The 18,615-nt window shown below is 70.8% G+C and carries 12 protein-coding genes; 9 read left to right on the top strand and 3 right to left on the bottom strand.

Annotated elements, in window-relative coordinates; translation table 11 throughout:
* Positions 1-55 precede the first annotated feature (55 nt).
* The 9 genes from ACTOWY_RS36190 to ACTOWY_RS36150 all read left to right on the top strand — a co-directional run bounded on the left by ACTOWY_RS36190 (position 56) and on the right by ACTOWY_RS36150 (position 11,782).
* On the top strand, positions 56-1,087 hold the full coding sequence (locus ACTOWY_RS36190; RefSeq protein WP_441314099.1) for a glycosyltransferase family 2 protein: 1,032 nt from the start codon (positions 56-58) through the stop codon (positions 1,085-1,087).
* The gene (locus ACTOWY_RS36185) at positions 1,084-1,467 is read left to right on the top strand and encodes a GtrA family protein (protein ID WP_441314098.1); all 384 of its coding nucleotides are present in this window, start codon (positions 1,084-1,086) and stop codon (positions 1,465-1,467) included. Before ACTOWY_RS36190 ends, ACTOWY_RS36185 begins: the two co-directional genes overlap by 4 nt.
* A complete protein-coding gene (locus ACTOWY_RS36180; protein WP_441314097.1) occupies positions 1,464-3,737 on the top strand; it encodes a hypothetical protein in 2,274 nt (757 codons plus the stop codon). The genes ACTOWY_RS36185 and ACTOWY_RS36180 overlap by 4 nt, the downstream gene beginning before the upstream one ends.
* Positions 3,734-4,945, top strand: a complete 1,212-nt coding sequence (gene glf, locus ACTOWY_RS36175) for a UDP-galactopyranose mutase (RefSeq protein WP_441314096.1) — start codon at positions 3,734-3,736, stop codon at positions 4,943-4,945. Before ACTOWY_RS36180 ends, glf begins: the two co-directional genes overlap by 4 nt.
* A 4-nt stretch (positions 4,946-4,949) precedes the next feature.
* Positions 4,950-6,926, top strand: coding sequence for a glycosyltransferase (locus tag ACTOWY_RS36170; protein ID WP_441314095.1), 1,977 nt, complete (start codon positions 4,950-4,952; stop codon positions 6,924-6,926).
* A 168-nt stretch (positions 6,927-7,094) separates the two neighbouring features.
* Positions 7,095-9,026 (top strand): glycosyltransferase, encoded by a 1,932-nt coding sequence (locus ACTOWY_RS36165; RefSeq protein ID WP_441314094.1) that lies wholly within the window; start codon positions 7,095-7,097, stop codon positions 9,024-9,026.
* The gene (locus ACTOWY_RS36160) at positions 9,023-9,535 is read left to right on the top strand and encodes a phosphatase PAP2 family protein (protein ID WP_441314093.1); all 513 of its coding nucleotides are present in this window, start codon (positions 9,023-9,025) and stop codon (positions 9,533-9,535) included. The genes ACTOWY_RS36165 and ACTOWY_RS36160 overlap by 4 nt, the downstream gene beginning before the upstream one ends.
* Positions 9,532-10,443 carry a decaprenyl-phosphate phosphoribosyltransferase gene (locus tag ACTOWY_RS36155; RefSeq protein WP_441314092.1) on the top strand — a complete coding sequence of 304 codons (912 nt, stop codon included), beginning with the start codon at positions 9,532-9,534 and terminating at the stop codon, positions 10,441-10,443. Before ACTOWY_RS36160 ends, ACTOWY_RS36155 begins: the two co-directional genes overlap by 4 nt.
* 97 nt (positions 10,444-10,540) lie before the next feature.
* Positions 10,541-11,782: an ATP-binding protein gene (locus ACTOWY_RS36150; RefSeq protein WP_441314091.1), complete on the top strand. Its 1,242-nt coding sequence runs from the start codon at positions 10,541-10,543 to the stop codon at positions 11,780-11,782.
* On the opposite strand, the gene ACTOWY_RS36145 is transcribed toward ACTOWY_RS36150, so the two are convergent.
* From ACTOWY_RS36145 to ACTOWY_RS36135, 3 genes are read right to left on the bottom strand one after another with little or no spacing between them, the layout of a single operon-like run.
* On the bottom strand, positions 11,779-14,688 hold the full coding sequence (locus tag ACTOWY_RS36145) for an arabinosyltransferase domain-containing protein (protein ID WP_441314090.1): 2,910 nt from the start codon (positions 14,686-14,688) through the stop codon (positions 11,779-11,781). The genes ACTOWY_RS36150 and ACTOWY_RS36145 overlap by 4 nt on opposite strands.
* Complete coding sequence (locus ACTOWY_RS36140; RefSeq protein ID WP_441314089.1) at positions 14,685-17,579, bottom strand: arabinosyltransferase domain-containing protein; 2,895 nt, start codon at positions 17,577-17,579, stop codon at positions 14,685-14,687. The genes ACTOWY_RS36145 and ACTOWY_RS36140 overlap by 4 nt, the downstream gene beginning before the upstream one ends.
* Positions 17,579-18,613: an NAD-dependent epimerase/dehydratase family protein gene (locus ACTOWY_RS36135; protein WP_441314088.1), complete on the bottom strand. Its 1,035-nt coding sequence runs from the start codon at positions 18,611-18,613 to the stop codon at positions 17,579-17,581. Before ACTOWY_RS36135 ends, ACTOWY_RS36140 begins: the two co-directional genes overlap by 1 nt.
* Positions 18,614-18,615 lie beyond the last annotated feature (2 nt).

Below are 18,615 nucleotides of genomic sequence, written 5' to 3'. Positions count from 1 at the left end.
GGACGAGTTCCCCATATCGGTGCAACCTGAAGCCAGCCTGAAGCGTCCCCCGAGCGTGACACAGACCAGAAGTCGGCGCCTGTCCGTCGTGGTGCCCTGCTTCAACGAGGAGCAGGGGCTTGCCCAACTGCACGCCACCCTCCTTGAGGTGTTACCGGCGGTGGCCGATGACTTCGAGGTGTTGCTCGTCGACGACGGCAGCAGCGACGGCACCCTGGCCGAGATGCGCCGGATCAGCGCGCTCAGCCCCCGGTTCCGCTACATCGCGCTGAGCCGCAACTTCGGCAAGGAAGCCGCCATGCTGGCCGGGCTCAGCGAAGCCTCCGGACACGCGGTGGCGATCATGGACGCCGATCTCCAGCACCCGCCGCAACTGCTCGGCGCGATGCTGGCCAGGCTGGACGAGGGCCACGACCAGGTGGTGGCCCGGCGCACCAGGGACGGCGACGGCCGGGCTCGCACGCTGGTCTCCCGGCTGTACTACCGGCTGATCAACAAGATGGTCGAGGTGGACCTCGAGGACGGGGTCGGCGACTTCCGGGTGCTCAGCCACCGAGCGGTGCGCGCGCTGCTCTCCCTCGGTGAGTACAACCGCTTCTCCAAGGGCCTGTTCTCCTGGATCGGCTTCGACACCGCGATCGTGGACTACGACAACGTGCAGCGGCAGCACGGCAGTTCCAAGTGGAGCTTCGGCGCGCTGCTCAACTACGGCATCGACGGCGTGGTCTCGTTCAACAACCGGCCACTGCGGATCGCCATCTACCTCGGCGTCATGGTCACCGCGCTGGCCTTCCTCTACGCCGGGTACGTGGCCCTGGACGTGATCTTCACCGGGGTGGACGCGCCTGGGTACGCCACGCTGATGGTCGGCATCGCCGGGCTCGGCGGCATCCAGCTGCTCTTCCTCGGCGTGATCGGGGAGTACCTGGGCCGGATCTACTACGAGACCAAACGCCGCCCGCACTTCCTGGTCAAGGAGGCCAGCGAGCCGCAGCCGCCCGCGCTCACCGTGCTGGGCCCCAAGGCCGTCGAGCATTCCGAGGAGCTGCACCAGCGTGCCACCGCGCCCTGGGCGGTCGGCCGGTGATCCCTGGCCGCATCCTGCGTTTCGCGCTGGTCGGCGCGGTCAACACCGGGGTCTACTACGGGCTCTACCTGGCCCTGCACCAGGTGCTGCCGTACCTGGCCGCGCACGTGCTGGCCTTCTGCCTGGCCATGGTCGGCTCGTACTTCCTCAACTGCCACTTCACCTTCCGCACCAAGCCGACGCTGAAGAAGTTCCTGCTCTTCCCGCTGTCCAACGCGGCCAACTTCGTCATCACCTCGCTCGGGCTCTACCTGCTGGTCGACCTGGGCGGGCTGAACTCCACCATCGCGCCGCTGCTGGTCGCGGTGCTCGCGATCCCGGTCACCTTCGTCGTGTCCCAGCTCGTGCTGGTGGGTAAGGAAAAGGCAGCTGCCCGGTGAAGATCTGGCTCAACCGCGCGAGCGTTCCCCTCGGCCTGTGCGTGTTCGTCGCGCTGCTGGCCCAGGTTCCGTTGCTGCACAACCCGACCTTCTACTTCACCGACGACAGCGCCGCCCAGTTCCTGCCCATGTGGCACCGGCTGGGCGAGCAGCTGCTGGCCGGGAACTGGCCGCCGCTGCTGGACAACGACGCCTGGATGGGCGGCAACCTGGCCGCCGAGGCGCTCTTCGGCGTGTGGAACCCGGTCAACCTGGCCAACTACGTCCTGGTGGCCGGGCTGGACGACCTCGCGCTGGCCGCCACCGTGGTCAAGACCGAGTTCCTGGTGCTGCTCGCGCTCGGCGTCTACCTGCTCTGCCGGGAGTACGGCGCGGCCCGCTGGGCCAGTGCCGCGCTCGCGGTCGCGCTGCCCTTCGGCGGCTTCACCCTCTACTTCCAGGCCAGCACCTGGGTGGCCGGGCTGATGGCCTTCGCCTGGGTGCCCTACGTCTGGTGGTCGGCCCGGCGCACCGCGCGCGGGCAGCTCTACGCGGTGTGGCCGTTCGTCTTCGGCGCGCTGTGCGTGACCAACGGCAACCCCTACGGCGTGCTCGGCGTGTGCGCGGTGCTGCTCGGCCTGCTGCTGGAGTTCTGGCTGCGCAAGGACCGGCGCGCGGTGTACCGGGTGCTGCTGGTCGGCGGCTGCGTGGCCGCGGTGGTGCCGCTGGTGTTCCTGCCGCTGCTGGGCGCCGCCACGGTCGGCCTGCGCACCGGCAAGGAGCTGTTCAACCTCGGCCAGCTGGTGCCAGCTTTCACCGACCTGCTCAACCTGAGCATGCCCAGCCACCTGCCCAGCATCCGGACCTTCAACCCCAACGCGTTCCGGATGACCGTGCCTGCCACCTACTTCGCCTGGTTCGTGCTGCCGCTGCTGGCCTGGCTGGACTTCGGTGTGCTCAAGCGCCGCTGGCGGGAGCTGACCGCCGCCTTCGTAGTGGCGGGCGGTTACCTGCTGCTCAGCCTCGGCCCGTCCAACCTGTGGATGTTCCGCTGGCCGCTGCGGCACGTGGAATCGCTGTTCCTGGCCCTGGCCGTGCTCACCGCGGTGCTGCTCAGCGCCGGCCTGCGCACCGACCGGCTGCGGCTACGCGTGCTGGCCACCGGCGGCATCCTGCTGCTCAGCGGCTACCTGGCCTTCGCCGCCTGGCCCAAGATCTCGCTGCGGCACCTGTTCTCGCTTGCCCTGCTCGCCGGGCTGACCGCGCTGGTGGTGCTGGCCGCCCGTCGCGGCGGGCGTTGGACCGGGCGGCTGAGCGCGGCCGTGCTCTGCGGCGGCACCGCGGTCGTGCTGCTGCTGCAGACCACCTGGCAGCCGTACAACGCCGACGTGGCCGGGTACAAGTTCCCGCGGTCCACCGACCAGTTGCACGAGCAGTTCGCCAAGCGCTACCGGGGCACCACCGTGCAGATCGCCGACCGCGGCCTGCCGGGCCCGAACGGGGAGAACCGGGACCTGCTCTTCGGCAACATGTACGCCGCTGCCGGGGTGCCCACGCTGACCGCCTACACCGGCATGGGCTTCAAGCCGCTGCACAAGGCGCTGTGCCTGACCTTCTACGGCGGCAGCTGCCGCAAGGCCTATCCGGCGCTGTTCCAGCCCACCGAGTCGGGCAGGTCACTCGCAGACCTGCTGCGGGTCGAGACCATCGTGGTCCAGCGCAGCTTGTTCACCACGCCGGAGGTCAAAGCACCCCCGATCCCGGGTGCGAAGATCGAACCCGACCCGCTGGCCGGCCTGCCCGAACCGGCATATCCACCCGTCGTCTACCCCGGTTGGCGGGTCGAGGAAAGTAACGATGCGGTCACAGTGCTCCGGCGCATCCAGCCGTTGGAGTGGTCCGAGGGCCGGTTGAGCCAGGTTGGCGCCGGAGTCCGGATCGAGGCCGACAAGCTGGCGGGACAACGCACTGAGCTGGTGCGTTTCAGCAGATCAGGGCCGCTGGAAAGCAAAGCGGAGCTGACGTTCGCCCGGCTGAACTGGCCGGGGTACAGCGCGACCGTGAACGACCAACCGGTTGCGGTGCGTAATGGCCCGGCAGGCACGGTGGTGGTGGAGCTGCCGGCCGGAGTGCGCTCCGGTGAGCTGCGCCTGCACTGGGACCCACCCGGTTTCAAGATCGGGATTGGTTCGGCGCTGGCCGGTCTGCTGGCCGCGCTGGCCCTGTGTGTCGTGCAGTTCCGTAGTCGCCGGCGTACCGCGGGCGACGGCCGATTCGGAGGTTTCAGATGACGTCGGTACCCTGGCTTGCCGTGAGCTTCGCGGGTTACGACCTGATTGTCGTCGGTTCCGGATTCTATGGCCTTACTGTCGCTGAACAGACCGCCAGCAAGCTGAACAAGCGCGTGCTGGTGATCGATCGACGCGACCACATCGGCGGCAACGCCTACTCGGAGGCCGAGCCCGAAACGGGTATTGAGGTGCACAAGTACGGTGCGCACCTCTTCCACACCTCCAACAAGCGCGTCTGGGAGTACGTGAACCAGTTCACTGAGTTCACCGACTACCAGCACCGCGTCTTCGCCATGCACGACGGGCAGGCCTTCCAGTTCCCCATGGGGCTGGGCCTGATCTCCCAGTTCGTCGGCAAGTACCTGACGCCGGAGGAAGCGAAGGCGTGGGTGGCCGAGCAGGCCGCCGAGATCGACTCCAAGGACGCCAAGAACCTGGAGGAGAAGGCGATCTCGCTGATCGGGCGCCCCCTCTACGAGGCGTTCGTGCGGGACTACACCGCGAAGCAGTGGCAGACCGACCCCACCGAGCTGTCCGCCGCGATCATCAGCAGGCTGCCGGTCCGCTACAACTTCAACAACCGGTACTTCAACGACACCTACGAGGGTCTGCCGGTCGAGGGCTACACCGCGTGGCTGGAGAAGATGGCCGCGCACCCGAACATCGAGGTTCGGCTGAGCACGGACTTCTTCGACATCAAGCACGAGATCCCCGAGGGCACCCCGATCGTCTACACCGGGGCGCTGGACCGGTACTTCGACTACTCCGAGGGCTGGCTGGGCTGGCGTACCGTCGACCTCGTGCCGGAGGTGCTGCCGATTGGCGACTTCCAGGGCACGCCGGTGATGAACTACAACGACGCGGACGTTCCCTACACCCGCATCCACGAGTTCCGGCACTTCCACCCGGAGCGCGACTACCCGACGGACAAGACGGTCATCGTCCGCGAGTACTCCCGCGCCGCGGAGAAGGAAGACGAGCCGTACTACCCGATCAACACCGCCGAGGACCGCCAGAAGCTCGAGCGCTACCGCGAGCTGGCGAAGGCCGAGGCGAAGGAGCGCAAGGTGATCTTCGGCGGTCGCCTCGGCACCTACAAGTACCTCGACATGCACATGGCCATCGGGTCGGCGTTGTCGGCGTTCGACAACAAGATCGCCCCTTACTTCACCGAGGGTCGCGCTTTCGACGGCTCCCTGGAGGACTGAGAACGTGACGGAGCAGCAGGTTGGCGGCACCCCAGCCGTCGCAGAACACGCCCAGGACAGCAAGCTCAGCGATGTGACCTCGCAGCGTGTGGCGCCCAAGAACGACGAGGTGCCCGCCAGTCAGATCCTGTGGCGGATCATCCTCCCCCGGGAGGACGACCCGCTGGACGTTCGGCCGCTCTACCTGGACGAGCCGGAAACGGCCGCCAACCGCTGCCTCGTCACCTCGCGCCGGTCGGTGACCGTGCCGGCCTCGGCGAAGGTGTCCTTCTCCACCTACTTCAACGCGCTGCCCGCCTCCTACTGGAAGCGGTGGACCACGGTCAACGAGACTGTGCTGCGCATGACGGTCAAGGGCGCCGGGCGGATCGACGTCTACCGCTCCAAGGCCAACGGCGACATCGTGCACCTGCAGGGCAGGCCGGTGCGCAGCACCAAGGCCGCGACCACGCTGGAGTTCCGGGTCTCCCTGCAGCCGTTCGAGGACGGCGGCTGGATCTGGTTCGACGTCTTCACCGACGACACCGCGCTGGAGATCCGGGACGCGGCCTGGACCACCGAGCAGGAGCTGCCCACCCAGCGCACCGCGGTCGGTATCACCACCATCCGCCCGGCGGACGCGGTGATCGCCCTGCAGGCCCTTGGTGAGGACCCGGCCGTGCTGGACGTGGTCGGCAAGATCCTCGTGGTCGACCAGGGCCCGAACCAGAAGGTCAAGGACACCCCTGGCTTCGACAAGGCCGCCAAGGTGCTCGGCGACAAGCTCGAGGTCATCGAGCAGGCCAACCTGGGCGGCTCCGGCGGCTTCGCGCGGGTGTTCTACGAGTTCCTGGAGAACACCAACTGCGAGCAGGTCATGCTGCTCGACGACGACGTGCGCCTTGAGCCGGACAGCGTGCTGCGCGCCAACGCGTTCACCCGCGCGCTGATCAACCCGGTGGTCGTCGGCTCGCACATGATGAACCTGCAGGCCCGTACCCGGCTGCACAGCATGGGCGAGGTCGTCGACCTCAAGGAGTGCTTCTGGCGGGCCGCGCCCGGCGCGATGACCGATCACGACTTCGGCACCGACTCGCTGCGCGAGACCAAGGAACTGCACGCCCGCATCCACGGCACCTACAACGGCTGGTGGATGTGCTCCTTCCCGCGGCAGATCGTGGAGGAGATCGGCCTGCCGCTCCCGCTGTTCATCAAGTGGGACGACGCCGAGTACTCGCTGCGCGCGCTGGAGCACGGCTACCCGACGGTCAGCCTGCCCGGCTCGGCGATCTGGCACATGCCGTGGACGGACAAGGACGACGCCACCGACTGGACGGCGTACTTCCACGTGCGCAACCGGCTGATCATGGCCGCGCTGCACTCCCCGTACGACGTGCGCGGAACACTGCTCAAGCAGGGCCTCAAGTCCTCGCTGCGGCACCTGTTCTCCATGGAGTACTCCACGGTGATGCTGCACCAGAAGGCCATCGAGGACTTCCTGGCCGGGCCGGACAAGCTGTTCGCGAACCTGCCCACCGCGCTGGGTGAGGTGCGGGAGCTGCGCAAGGGCTACACCGACGCGCAGATCCTGCCGTCGGCCGGTGAGTTCCCCGCCCCGACCTTCGACCCGGTCAAGGCCGAGCGGCTGCTCAAGCCGCCGGTGAACCCGGTCGTGATCGCGGCTCGTGCGGCGCTCTCACTGGCCCACCACCTGCAGGAGCCCAGCCAGGAAGCGCTGGACCGCCCGCAGATCAACGTGCCGGCCCAGGGCGCGCGGTGGTTCCTGCTCGGCGCGCTGGACAGCGCCACCGTGTCCAACGCCGACGGCAGCGGCGTCGCCTTCCGGCGGCGGGACCCGAAGGTGTTCCGCCAGCTGATGGCCCGCGCGGCGGCCAACCACCGCCGCCTGGTCCAGGAGTGGCCGCGGCTCAAGCGCGCCTACCGCAAGGCGCTGCCCGAGCTGACCAGCCGGGACGCCTGGAAGCAGACGTTTCACGGTTAGACCTGATTAGGCCAGAACCACCCGATGGGCTGATCTTGTAAGCCTTGAGGTTTGTCTGAAGTGGACCGATGCCCAAGAGGGGGCGGCGAATTGGCCGCCCCCTCTTGGGTTTTTCTGTGTCGCGTGTGATCTGCACCCACGCCCCCGCTCCCAGACGAGGTCCCCACGATGTCCAGCTCGACCACGGCGCAGTCCGTGAGCCTGCCCCAGCAGCCCGCCGCGCCGCCCGGCACGTTGTTGCAGCGGATCATCCTGCCCCGGCCCGGCGATCCACTGGACGTGCGCGCGCTCTACCTGGACGAGGACCTGACCAACAAGCGGCGGGCGAAACCGTTGTCCCGCACCGCGTTGCGCATCCCGGAACAGTCCGAGATCTCCTTCGCCACCTACTTCAACGCCTTCCCGGCCAGCTACTGGCGGCGCTGGACCACCCTCGAACAGGTCGAGCTGCACCTGAGCGTGGACGGGGACTGCCGGATCGACCTGTACCGCTCCAAGGCCGACGGCACCCAGATCCACGTCGGCGGCGAGGTGCGTGCGGGCGGCTCGCGTTCGGACCTGAAGTTCGTGCTGGACCTGGCCCCGTTCGAGGACGGCGGCTGGTACTGGTTCGACATCACCACCGAGGAGGAGCACGAGGTCACCCTGCTCGCCGCGGGCTGGCACGCCGGGATCGAGCCGCTGCGGGCGTCCTCGGTGGCCATCGGCATCTGCACCTTCAACCGGCCGGATGACTGCGTGGGCGCACTGGCCGCGATCGGCGCCGACCCACTGGTGCTGGCCGCCGTGCAGGCGGTCATCGTGGCCGACCAGGGCAACAAGAAGGTCAGCGACGCCAACGGTTTCGAGGTCGCCGCGGCCCGGCTCGGCGAGCGGCTGCGGGTGCACGACCAGCCGAACCTGGGCGGCTCCGGCGGGTTCGCCAGGGTCATGCACGAGGCGGTGCGCGGCACCGACTGCGAGCAGATCCTGTTGATGGACGACGACATCGTGATCGAGCCGGACTCGATCCTGCGCGCGCTGGCCTTCGCCCGCTACGCCGAGCACCCCACCCTGGTCGGCGGGCAGATGCTCAACCTGCAGGCCCGCTCGCACCTGCACTCCATGGGCGAGGTGGTGGACCGGCGCAAGTTCATGTGGCGGGCCGCGCCGAACGTGCGCTACGACCACGACTTCGCCAGGGAGTCCCTGCGCGAGGCGCCGCTGCTGCACCGGCGCATCGACGTGGACTACAACGGCTGGTGGATGTGCCTGATCCCGCGGCAGGTGGTGGAGAAGATCGGGCTGCCGCTGCCGCTGTTCATCAAGTGGGACGACGCGGAGTTCGGGCTGCGCGCCGGTCGCGCCGGCTACCCGACCGCGACCCTGCCCGGGGTGGCGATCTGGCACATGCCGTGGTCGGACAAGGATGACTCCACCGACTGGCAGGCCTACTTCCACCTGCGCAACCGGCTGGTGGCGGCCGCGCTGTACAGCCCGCACCCGCGTGGCGGCGAGCTGGTCCGGCACAGCCTGCGCAGCACGCTCAAGCACCTGCTGTCCCTGGAGTACTCCACGGTGGCCTTGCAGGACATGGCCATCCGGGACTTCCTGGACGGGCCGAAGTCGTTGTTCCGCAAGCTGCCCACCGCGCTCGGCGAGATCCGCGAGCAGCGCGGCGAGTACGACGACGGGCGGGTGCTGCCCTCGGCCCGGCGGCTGCCGCTGCCCTCGATGGACGCGGTGAAGGCCGAACGGTTCCTGCGCCCGCCGGGCACCCCGCTCACCATCGCCCGCACCGTGCTGTCCGCGATCGTGCGCAACGTGCTGCCCACCAACACCAAGCACCTGCTGCGCCCGCAGCTCAACATCCCGGCCCAGGACGCCCGCTGGTTCCTGCTGGCCAGGCTGGACGGCGCGACCGTGGCCACCGCGGACGGGCGCGGGGTGGCCTTCCGCAAGCGCGATCCGCGGGTCTTCTGGCGACTGCTCGGCCGCGCGCTGGGCAACCACCTGCGGCTGCTGCGCGAGTTCCCGCGCAGCCGCAAGGACTTCCGCCGCGCACTGCCCGACCTGACCGCGCACGAGGCGTGGCAACGGGCCTTCGGTGGCGACCGATGAAGCTGGAACGCCTTGCCGTGCAAGGCATCCAGCGCGCACTGTCGGATCAGCGGGCGATCACCGCGGCCAAGCTGCTCTCCGGGTTCGGCGAGCACGCCGCCGGCTGGCTGGCCCTTGGCGCGGCCGGCGCGGCCCTGGACCGCCGCCGCCGTCCCCAGTGGATCGCGGCCACCGCGGGCGTGGCGCTGGCGCACGCGGCCTCGATCGCGGTGAAGCGGGCGGTGCGCAGGCCGCGCCCGGACCACCCGGAGATCGAGGTCCGCACCGGCACCCCCAGCAAGCTCAGCTTCCCGTCCGCGCACGCCACCAGCAGCACCGCCGCCGCAGTGCTGCTCGGCGGCCTGGCAGGCAGGCACGCCACACCGGTGCTGCTCTCCGCGGTGGTGCCGCCGATGGCGCTGAGCCGGCTGGTGCTCGGCGTGCACTACCCCAGCGACGTGCTGGCCGGGGCCGCCCTGGGCGCCGCGGTCGGCGCGGGCGTGCGCTCGGCCATGGGCCTGCTCCGGTGACCGCCTCGGCGATCGCCCCGGCCCCCAGCCTGGGTTTCGGCGTCCAGCTCCGCGGTCTGGCCCGCGCGCTGCGGCCGCGCCAGTGGGTGAAGAACGTGCTGGTCCTGGCTGCCCCGTTCGCCAGCGGCACGGTCGGCGACCCCAGGGTGCTGGCCGCCGCCGGCATCGCCTTCGCCGCCTTCTGCCTGGCAGGCTCGGCCATCTACCTGGTCAACGACGTCCAGGACGTCGAGGCCGACCGCGCGCACCCGGTGAAGTGCCGCCGCCCGATCGCCGCAGGCATCGTGCCGCCCCGGCTGGCCCTGGCCCTGGCCGCGGTGCTGCTGACCGCCGCCCTGGCCACCGCCACGGTCGCCGCGCTGGACCTCACCGCGGTGGTCGCGGTCTACCTGGCCGTGCAGGTCGGCTACTGCCTGGCGCTCAAACACCAGCCGGTGATCGACCTGTGCATCGTGGCCTCCGGCTTCCTGCTGCGCGCCATCGCCGGTGGCGCCGCCGCGGGCATCCTGCTGTCCCAGTGGTTCCTGCTGGCCGCGGCCTTCGGCTCGCTGTTCATGGTGGCGGGCAAGCGCTATGCCGAACTGCGCTACGCCGAACGCACCGGCGCCCGCATCCGCCGCAGCCTGGACCGCTACTCCTCGTCCTACCTGCGCTTCGTCTGGGGCAGCTCGGCCACCGTCCTGATCATGACCTACGGCCTGTGGGCCTTCGAGATCCGCGAACGCTCGCACTCGGTCTGGGCCGTGCTGTCCATGATCCCGTTCGTGATGGCGGTCCTGCGCTACGCCGTGGACGTGGACAGCGCCAACGCCGGCGCCCCCGAACACCTGATCCTCTCCGACCGCCCCCTGCAGGCCCTCGGCCTGTGCTGGCTGGCCACCCTCTCGGTCGCGGTCTACCTGAGCTGACCGCGGACGAAAGTAGTACTCAGAGGCGTGTGAGACCGGTACCGGCAAGTGCATCAAATGGGTATTAATCAATGCATGAAAGTGGTACTGTGCTGTTGTGGAAGGGTACCTGCCGCGCCTCTGTGACCCGCTGATCGCTGAGCTGGTCGCCGAGTTCCCCGCCCTCCTGGTGCTCGGTCCTCGTGGCGTCGGCAAGACGACCAGTGCCGCCGAGCATGCGAAGACGATCATCCGGCTGGATCAACCTGCCGAGGCGACCGCGCTGGCGGCTGATCCGGATGTGGTGTTGCGCGGCCTGCCCGAGCCGGTGCTGCTGGACGAGTGGCAGCTGGTGCCGTCCGTGCTGAGCGCGGTCAAACGGGCGGTGGACACCGAACGCAGACCCGGCCGGTTCATCATCACCGGCTCGGTGCACGCCGACCTGGAAGAGCCAACCTGGCCGGGTACCGGCCGCCTGCTGCGGGTGGACATGTCCGGCCTCACCGTCGGGGAGCTGATCGGCGCCGACCTGAGCAGACCCCCGTTCGTCGACCGCGTCCTCGCCGAGGGCAGGGCCGGGCTCCGCGCCCCGCCCTATCGGGCCGACCTGCGTGCCTACCTGCGGCTGGCGCTACAGGGCGGATTCCCGGAAGCCGCGCTGCACCTGAGCGAACGCGGCCGCCGTCGCTGGGCGCACAGCTACCTGGACCAGCTCTTCACCAGGGACCTGGCCCAGGTCGACGTGCTGCGCGATCCGGCCCGGCTGCACCGGTACTTCGAGGCGTACGCCCTGAACACCGCCGGACTGCCCACCGAGCAGACCCTGCTGGACACCGCGGGGGTGAACCGGAAGACCGGCGAGGCCTACGAGCGGTTGCTGACCAACCTGTTCGTGGTGGGGACCGTGCCCGCCTGGCACTCCAACCGGTTGAAGCGGCTGGTCCGCGGTCCCAAGCGGTACGTGCTCGACACTGGCCTGCTCGCCGCCGCGCTGGGCCTGGACGAGGACGGTCTGCTCCGGGACGGCGATCTACTCGGCCGCTTCCTGGACACCTTCGTCTTCGCCCAGCTCCGCGCCGAGTTGCCGCTCAGCGAGCACGCCCCGAGGATCTACCACCTGCGGGACCAGGGCGGCAGGCATGAGGTGGACCTGGTCATCGAGCTGGGTGGGCACCGGGTGATCGGCATCGAGATCAAGGCGAGCGCCGCGCCGGGCCAGGACTCGGCCAAGCACCTGGAGTGGCTGCGCGATCAGCTCGGCGACAAGTTCGTGCACGGCATCGTCCTGCACACCGGCCCGCACGTCTTCCCGATGGGCGACCGCATCACCGCCGCCCCCATCAGCAGCATCTGGGCCTAGTTGTTCGCGTACCGCTCCCGCTGCTTCTCCAGCGATGGCACGATCGGCTGCCGCCACCCCCACTCCCACCCGGCCATCACCCGTTCCCGCAGCTCCAGCCGGTACCCGTGCCCGTCAAACGGGTAGTCGTACCGGATCAGCGCACCCCAGTCATCGCCCATCCGCCTGCTCCGCTCCGGCAGCCCGGCGAACCGGGTCGGCAGTTCCGGGCGGGCCGCGGCGGCCTGGTGGGCGGGCAGGAACGAGCCGCCCTGGGGCTCCTCGCGGGCGATGCCCGGCACGCCGAAGGGCAGGCAGGCGGCGCCGTAGCGTTTGCAGCGGTCGCGGATGCGCGGGACCAGCACGTACTCGGGGGCCTCGGTCAGGCCGTGGCTGACCCGGGCGGCACGCAGGCAGGGGAAGGCCAGTGAGAGCTGCCAGTCGATCATCACCGGGCGGTCCGGGCCGAGCAGGGCCAGCAGCGGGTGGGCCGAGCGCAGGCGGGGTGCGGTGGTGGCCAGCCAGCCACCGGCGCCGACCGTGCCGTCACGCAGTTTGACCCGGACCTGGGTGGCCCCAGGCGGTGGGCGCAGGCCGGTCTCCCGCCAGTCGGGGGAGTCCTGCACGTCGGTGACGGTCTGCTCGGACAGCACCCGGCCCTGGTGTCCGAAGTGGACGGCGGCGGTGTTGCCGCCGTTGAGTTTCCCGGCCAGCTGCACCGAGATGTCCTGACCCGGCCCGAGCGCGGGCAGGGCGTGCCAGGGGGTCAGCACCTCACCGGTGAACCACTCGTGGCCGGGACCGCCCAGCCTGCCGAAGGTGCCCCACACCGGCTGCTCCTCCGGCGGCGGACTGGGCGCGCCACCGGGGGAGGGGACGCTGTGCTGCGGGGTCAGCCGCTGGTAGGTCAGGGTGCTGACCTCATCGGCCATCCCGCAGCTCTGACCGGCCACGTGCCGGAAGTTCTCCTTGGCCATCGACCAGGAGTCGCGCAGCCGCCAGGTGGCCAGTGCGAAGGTGCCCACGGTCAGCAGCAGGCTGGTCACCAGGCCCAGCACCAGGATCAGCCGCGGCGCGGGCAGCAGGTCCCGCCAGCACCAGGCCAGCACCAGGCCGATGCCCAGCCACAGCAACGGGTTCGCCAGGATCGAGGGCAGTTTCGGGTCCACCCCGAACTGGGAGTAGCCGTACCAGGTGTTCGGTCCGGCCATGGCCAGCGCGACCAGTGCCGCGCTGCCCGCGGTCAGCGCCAGCCCGCCGCGCCAGGTGTAGCCTGCCAGCCGCAGTGCGGCCGGGAGTTCGGCCAGCACCAGCGCGGTGACCACGGTGGCCAGCGCGGTCAGTGAGCCGAAGTGGTGCGTCCACTTCGACGGCGCCAGCCACAGCAGGCCCAGTCCGGCGGCCAGCGCGATTCCCGGACCGGCCGCCGCGGCCAGTGGCGGCAGCGTGTCGCTGACCCGGTTGCGGATCCGCAGCCGCAGCACCGGCAGCAGCAGGAGCAGGCCCAGCGCCAGCAGCACCGGGAACCGCCGGGCGAAGGAGCCCATGCTGCCCTCGTCCAGCAGGAAGAAGTACCGGACGATCTCCTCGTGCCAGGCCAGCGCCGGGCCGATCTCGCCGTGCACCCTGGTCGCCTCCAGCGCCGCGCCCAGGCTGGTGTCGGCGAACACCGCGAGCAGCCCGGTGGACGCGCAGGCCAGCACCAGCAGCCCGCCCCGCCGCGCCTTCAGCAACCGGCTCAGCGGCCGGGCCAGCCCCAGGAACGGGGTGAACGCGACCAGTCCGCTGGGGGTGATGGCCGCGCACAGCCCGGCCAGCGCCGCGGCCACGCCGAGCGGAAAGGCCCGGCCGTGCGCCAGCGCGCGCAGCACCAGCGCGAGCACCGAGGCCGAGCCCAGCGCCACCCACGGCTCCGGCCGCACCCCGATGCCATACGGCAGCAGCCAGCACAGCAGCACCGCCGCGGTCAGGATCCGCGGCTGGCGCTCGGTCAGCCGGGGCAACACCCCTCGGCTGAGCACCAGCCAGGTGCCGAACGCGGCCACCAGCGAAGGCAGCCGCAGCCACAGCGGGGCCTGGCTGAGCTGCACCCACGGCGTGAGCAGCTGTTGCAGCAGGCTGAACGGGGCCTCGGTGACGTTGAACCAGTGGTAGTAGTTGCCCACGTACCCGGTGTCCGCCGCGGCCCGCGCCATCGCCGCGTAGAAGCCGTCGTCGTCGGTCATCGGCCCGGCCACCGCCCAGGCGCCGAGCACGATCAGCATGACCCCGTCCAGCCAGCCCGGCCGCCGCGGCAGCCAGCGCCGTCTGCGCCGGGAATCACCGCGCCACAACAGGAACAGGCAGCCGCCGAGCAGCAGCACCTGGGTGGCCAGCAGCAGCATCTTCAGCAGCGCCGGGCTGCTCTCGAACCGGGCGTCGGTGTGCGCGACCGCGCTCAGGCCACTGGCCGCGGCCGGTTCCAGCGTGGTGGCGAACGCGCTGACCTGTGGTGGGTCCCGGTGTGCCGCGGTCAGCCGGTCGCCGTCGAGTTCCACCACGGTCTCGGTGGTGTTCGCCCTGATCCGCAGCACGCAGTCGCCGCCCGGCGCGCCACCCTGGTAGAGAGCGGCGCCATCGGAGGTGATCCGCACGTTGCCGGCCCCGGCGAGCACGGTCAGGCCGCGGGCGGCCCCGTGCGCGTCGTCCGGGCGGTGGCTGGCGAAGACCACGGTGTCGGCCTTGGCCGGTCGCAGCGTGGCGCAGGGCAGCCGCACATCCAGGCTCAGCGGCCGGTAGGGCACCAGCAGCGCCAGACTGGACTCCGGCCGGGCCGGATCCTTGGGCCAGCTCAGCACCGGATCGTTGACCAGCACCGGGGCGAACGGCAGGAGTAGTCCACACAGGACAGTGCTGAGGGCGAGCGCGAGCGCGGCACGCGAGTTCATCGGGGCGCCTTAGTCGGTGTGGTGCGGCCGGAATAGTCCTTGTTCGCGATGCTGGGCCCGCGCCACCAGCCGGGCCTGGTCACGTACTCGACGCGCACCGCGTGGCCGTCGAGCCGGTAGTCGTAGGCCACGTCCACGAACCGCCCCCACGGCCGCCCTGGCAGGTGGGTGGACACGCCGCGGTACTTCGCCACGGCGAGCAGGTTCGCGTACGCCCCGCCCCAGAGCGGATCGCGGGTGATCGCGGCCATCTCGGTGTAGTCCTCGTCGGTCAACAGGATCCGGGCCGGTGGCTCGGCCAGTCCGGCGGCCAGCACCGGCGGCCGGGCGCAGGGCAGCGCGAAGGAGATCGGCCAGTCCACCAGGGTCGGTCCGTCCCCGGGTCCGGTGTCGGCGGCCAGCGGGTGGGTGTGCTCCCGGCCGGGTGTGGACACCGCGAGCCAGCCACCGCGGCCAATGCTGTTGTCCACGGCCGAGATCCGCACCTTCGCCGTCCCGGATTCGGTGGCGGTGCCGAGGACGAAGTCCCGCCACTCCGGGCTGTCCAGCTCGTCGTCCAGGGACCGGGACACCGGGGCCGCGCCGGGCAGTTCGACCTCGGCCCGCAGTGCGTTGGCCTTGCCGGTCAGCCCGGCCGCCGAGACCACCAGCACGTCACCCGGGGCGACGGTCGCGGTGTGCCAGCCGGTGTTCAGCGCACCGGTGCCGCGATCCAGATCAGCGAAACTGCCCCACACCGGCCCGGTCCGTGGCGGTGGCGGGAACTCGCCGGTGTACCCGCGGCCGGGCAGAAATCCCTGCACCGCAGCGGGTTCCGCGGGACGCATCGGCTCCCGGTCGGTGCGCACCCGGATGGCATCGCCGATCCCGCAGGAGCCGCGCAGCGACCAGGGCTCGCGCACCGCGGTGAACCCGAACAACCCGATCAGCAGCAGCACCGCGAACACCATGGACACCCTGGCCAGTCCGGCGGCGGCCCAGCCGAACACCGCGATCCACCGGCCGCGCTCGTCGTTGAGCGGTCGCCGCCGGGTCATCAGCAACCCGGCCAGCAACCCGATCGCCAGCAGCACCAGCGGATTGCCCAGCACCCCGCCGAACAGCTCCTGCTGCCGGAACGGCATCCCGCGGTCGGAATGGGACCACCACCAGTTCGGCCCGTGCCAGGCCACCCCGAGCAGCAGCACCACCAGCAGCAGCGAACCCAGCCGCAGCAGCCAGCCCGCGCGGGCCTCGGCGAAGATCCGCGGCAGACTGCCGAACGCGCAGGCCAGCGCCAGCGCACCGAAGACCGCGAGCGCGCCGAAGTGCTGGGTCCACTTCGACGGGGTCAGCGCGAGCACCCCGAAACCCAGCGCCAGCCAGGCATAGGGCCAGCACCCGGCCCCGGCCAGCGCGCCACCGCGATGCCGGGTGCGCAGCACGGCCACCAGCAGCAGCGCGCCGGCGCCGAGCAGCACCGGCACCCGGCGCAGCACGTTGCCCTGTTCGCCGAGCCCGCCCAGCAGCGACTGGTACCGCTGGATTTCCAGGTACCAGGGCGAATGCGCGCCGTACCAGCCGTGCACCGCGGTCGCCTCCAGCAGGGCGCCCAAGCCGACCTCGGCGAACACCAGCGGCAACGCGATCGAGCCTGCCCCGATCAGCAGCGCGCACAACGTGATCCGCTGGTCGCGCGCGGGCAGGGCACGCAGCACCGAGGGCAGCACCAGCAGCGGCGGCACCAGCGCGAGCAGCCCGCTGGGCGTGATGGTCACCGCGACCCCGGCGACCAGCGCGGCCAGTGCCAGCCAGGCCGGTTCCGCGTCGAGCCGGGCGCGCGCCGCGGCGTAGGCGGTGAGCGCGGTGGCCAGCGCGATCTGCGGTTCCGGTCGCACCCCCAGGTCCAGCGGCAGCCACCAGCACAGGAAGGCCGCGGCGAGCAGCCAGCCCGGCGCGTGCACCGACGGCCGCACGGCCTGGATCCGGCGCAGCACCCCGCGCAGCAGCCAGAAGGCGAGCACCCCGGCCAGCACCGCGGGCAACCGCAACCACAGCGGGTGCAGCGAGATCGCAGCCCACTCGGCGTAGAAGCGTTGCAGCGTGCCGAACGGCGCCTCGGGCACGTTGAACCAGTGGTAGTAGTTGCCGACGTAGCCCACGTTGGCCACGTTGCGCGCCATCCACACGTAGAAGCCGTCGTCGGTGGTCATCGGCCCGATCAGCGCCCAGCCCGCGAGCACCCCCGGCACCACCAGGTCGACCACGCCCGGCCGCGGCAGTCCCCGCCGCTGTTTCCGGCGGAAACGCACCAGCAGCACGCCCGCGCAGGCCAGTGCCAGCAGGCCGGACAGCGCGAGCAGCAGGTACTTCACCAGCGTCGGACTGGCCTGGAACCGGGCGTCGGCGTGCGCGGTCAGCGAGATCCGCCCGGTGGCCAGGGCCGGGGGCAGCTCGGTGACGAACGCGGCCACCTGCGGCACCAGCCCGTCCACCGCGGCGAGTTCCACCCCGTCCCGGCGCACCGAGATCCGCCCGTCCCCTGCGGTCACCAGGTACTGGCAGGCGCCACCGCCGACCGGACCGCCGAACACCTCGCGCCCGTTGGCCGCCACCTGCACCCGACCGTCCACAGTGGACACATACAGTCCGGCGAGCCGCCCGTCCGCGTCATCCGGCCGGAAGGTGGAGAACACGGTGACTTGGCGTGGTTCCCGCAGCACCGCGCAGGACACGGTCAGCTCCACCCGCAGCGGCCGGTACGGCACGAACAACGCCACCGTGGACTCCGCTGGCCCGCCCGGCTTCGGCCAGCTCACCACCGGATCGGCCACCCGCACCGGCAGCAGCGGCAGCACCAGCCCGGTCAGCACCGCGAACAGCGCGAGCAGCAACGGCCAGCGCCGGGCCATCACCGCATGATCTTCTTGAGCAGGGTCAGCGCGCCCTGCTTCGCCGGGGACCGGTGGTGCGAGGCGTTCGCACCGGCCAGCGAATCCCGGTTGGCCAGGAACCAGTCATAGGAGTCGGCGAACATCGCGTCCGTGGAGTACTCGGCCCGCCAGCCCAGATCCCGCTCGGCGGCGGAGGTGTCGAACCACAGCGACTTCGAGTACATGATCCAGTGGTACGGCCCGAACGGGGTCAGCCCGAGCCGGGCCGAGGCCCGCATGCCCAGCGCGGCAGGCCCGACCGGCAGCGAGCGCACCCTGGACCCGGTGCCCGCGTGCGCGCACAGGTTCTCCAGCGCCGCGCGCATGGTGCCGAACTCCCGCGCGCCGATGTTGTAGGTCGCCGGACCGGCCCGTTTCCCGGCCAGCGCACAGGCTTCGGCCAGGTCGTTGGCGTGCACGAACTGGTACACGTTGTCGCCACTGCCGAAGACGAACACGTCCGCGCCGTCGGCGATCCAGTCGAAGAGGATGCCGAAGATGCCCAGCCGCCCGTGCCCGAGGATGGTGCGCGGCCGCACGATCGAGACGTCCAGGCCCCGGCTCACCGCGGCCCGGCACAGCAGCTCACCGGCGTGCTTGGCCCGCCCGTACTCCTCGGCCGGGCGCGGCGGGGTGTCCGGGAACACCGGATTCTCCTGCGGCACACCGAAAACCGCGGAGGAGGAGGTGTAGACGACCTTGCGCACCCCGGCGTCGGCGCAGCCGCGCAACAGGGTCTCGGTGCCGCCGACGTTGACCGACTCGAACAGTGCGGCATCGCGGGCCAGTGGGACCTGCGCGACGTTGTGGTAGACCACCTCGACGTCCTCGCAGGCATGCTCCACCGCGTTGGCGTCGCGGATGTCCCCGCGCACGAAGTCCACATCGGACGGTCGATCGGCGGCGTCGTTGAGGTCGAGCACCCGCACCGCGTCACCGCGTTCGCGCAGCCTGCGCACCAGCAGCGAGCCGAAGTACCCCGACCCGCCGGTCACCAGGGCGGTCTGTGCCACGG

It is taken from the genome of Crossiella sp. CA198 (assembly GCF_052078295.1).
GTDB lineage: Bacteria > Actinomycetota > Actinomycetes > Mycobacteriales > Pseudonocardiaceae > Crossiella.
Note: the sequence above shows the minus strand (reverse complement) of the source record. Positions and strands in the feature narration are given on the sequence as shown.

Excerpts from the sequence above, each read along its gene's own strand:
- glf (WP_441314096.1), top strand. The coding sequence starts at position 3,734 with ATGACGTCGGTACCCTGGCTTGCCGTGAGCTTCGCGGGTTACGACCTG.
- ACTOWY_RS36160 (WP_441314093.1), top strand. The coding sequence starts at position 9,023 with ATGAAGCTGGAACGCCTTGCCGTGCAAGGCATCCAGCGCGCACTGTCG.
- ACTOWY_RS36145 (WP_441314090.1), bottom strand. The coding sequence starts at position 14,688 with ATGAACTCGCGTGCCGCGCTCGCGCTCGCCCTCAGCACTGTCCTGTGT.
- ACTOWY_RS36140 (WP_441314089.1), bottom strand. The coding sequence starts at position 17,579 with ATGGCCCGGCGCTGGCCGTTGCTGCTCGCGCTGTTCGCGGTGCTGACC.
- ACTOWY_RS36165 (WP_441314094.1), top strand. The coding sequence starts at position 7,095 with ATGTCCAGCTCGACCACGGCGCAGTCCGTGAGCCTGCCCCAGCAGCCC.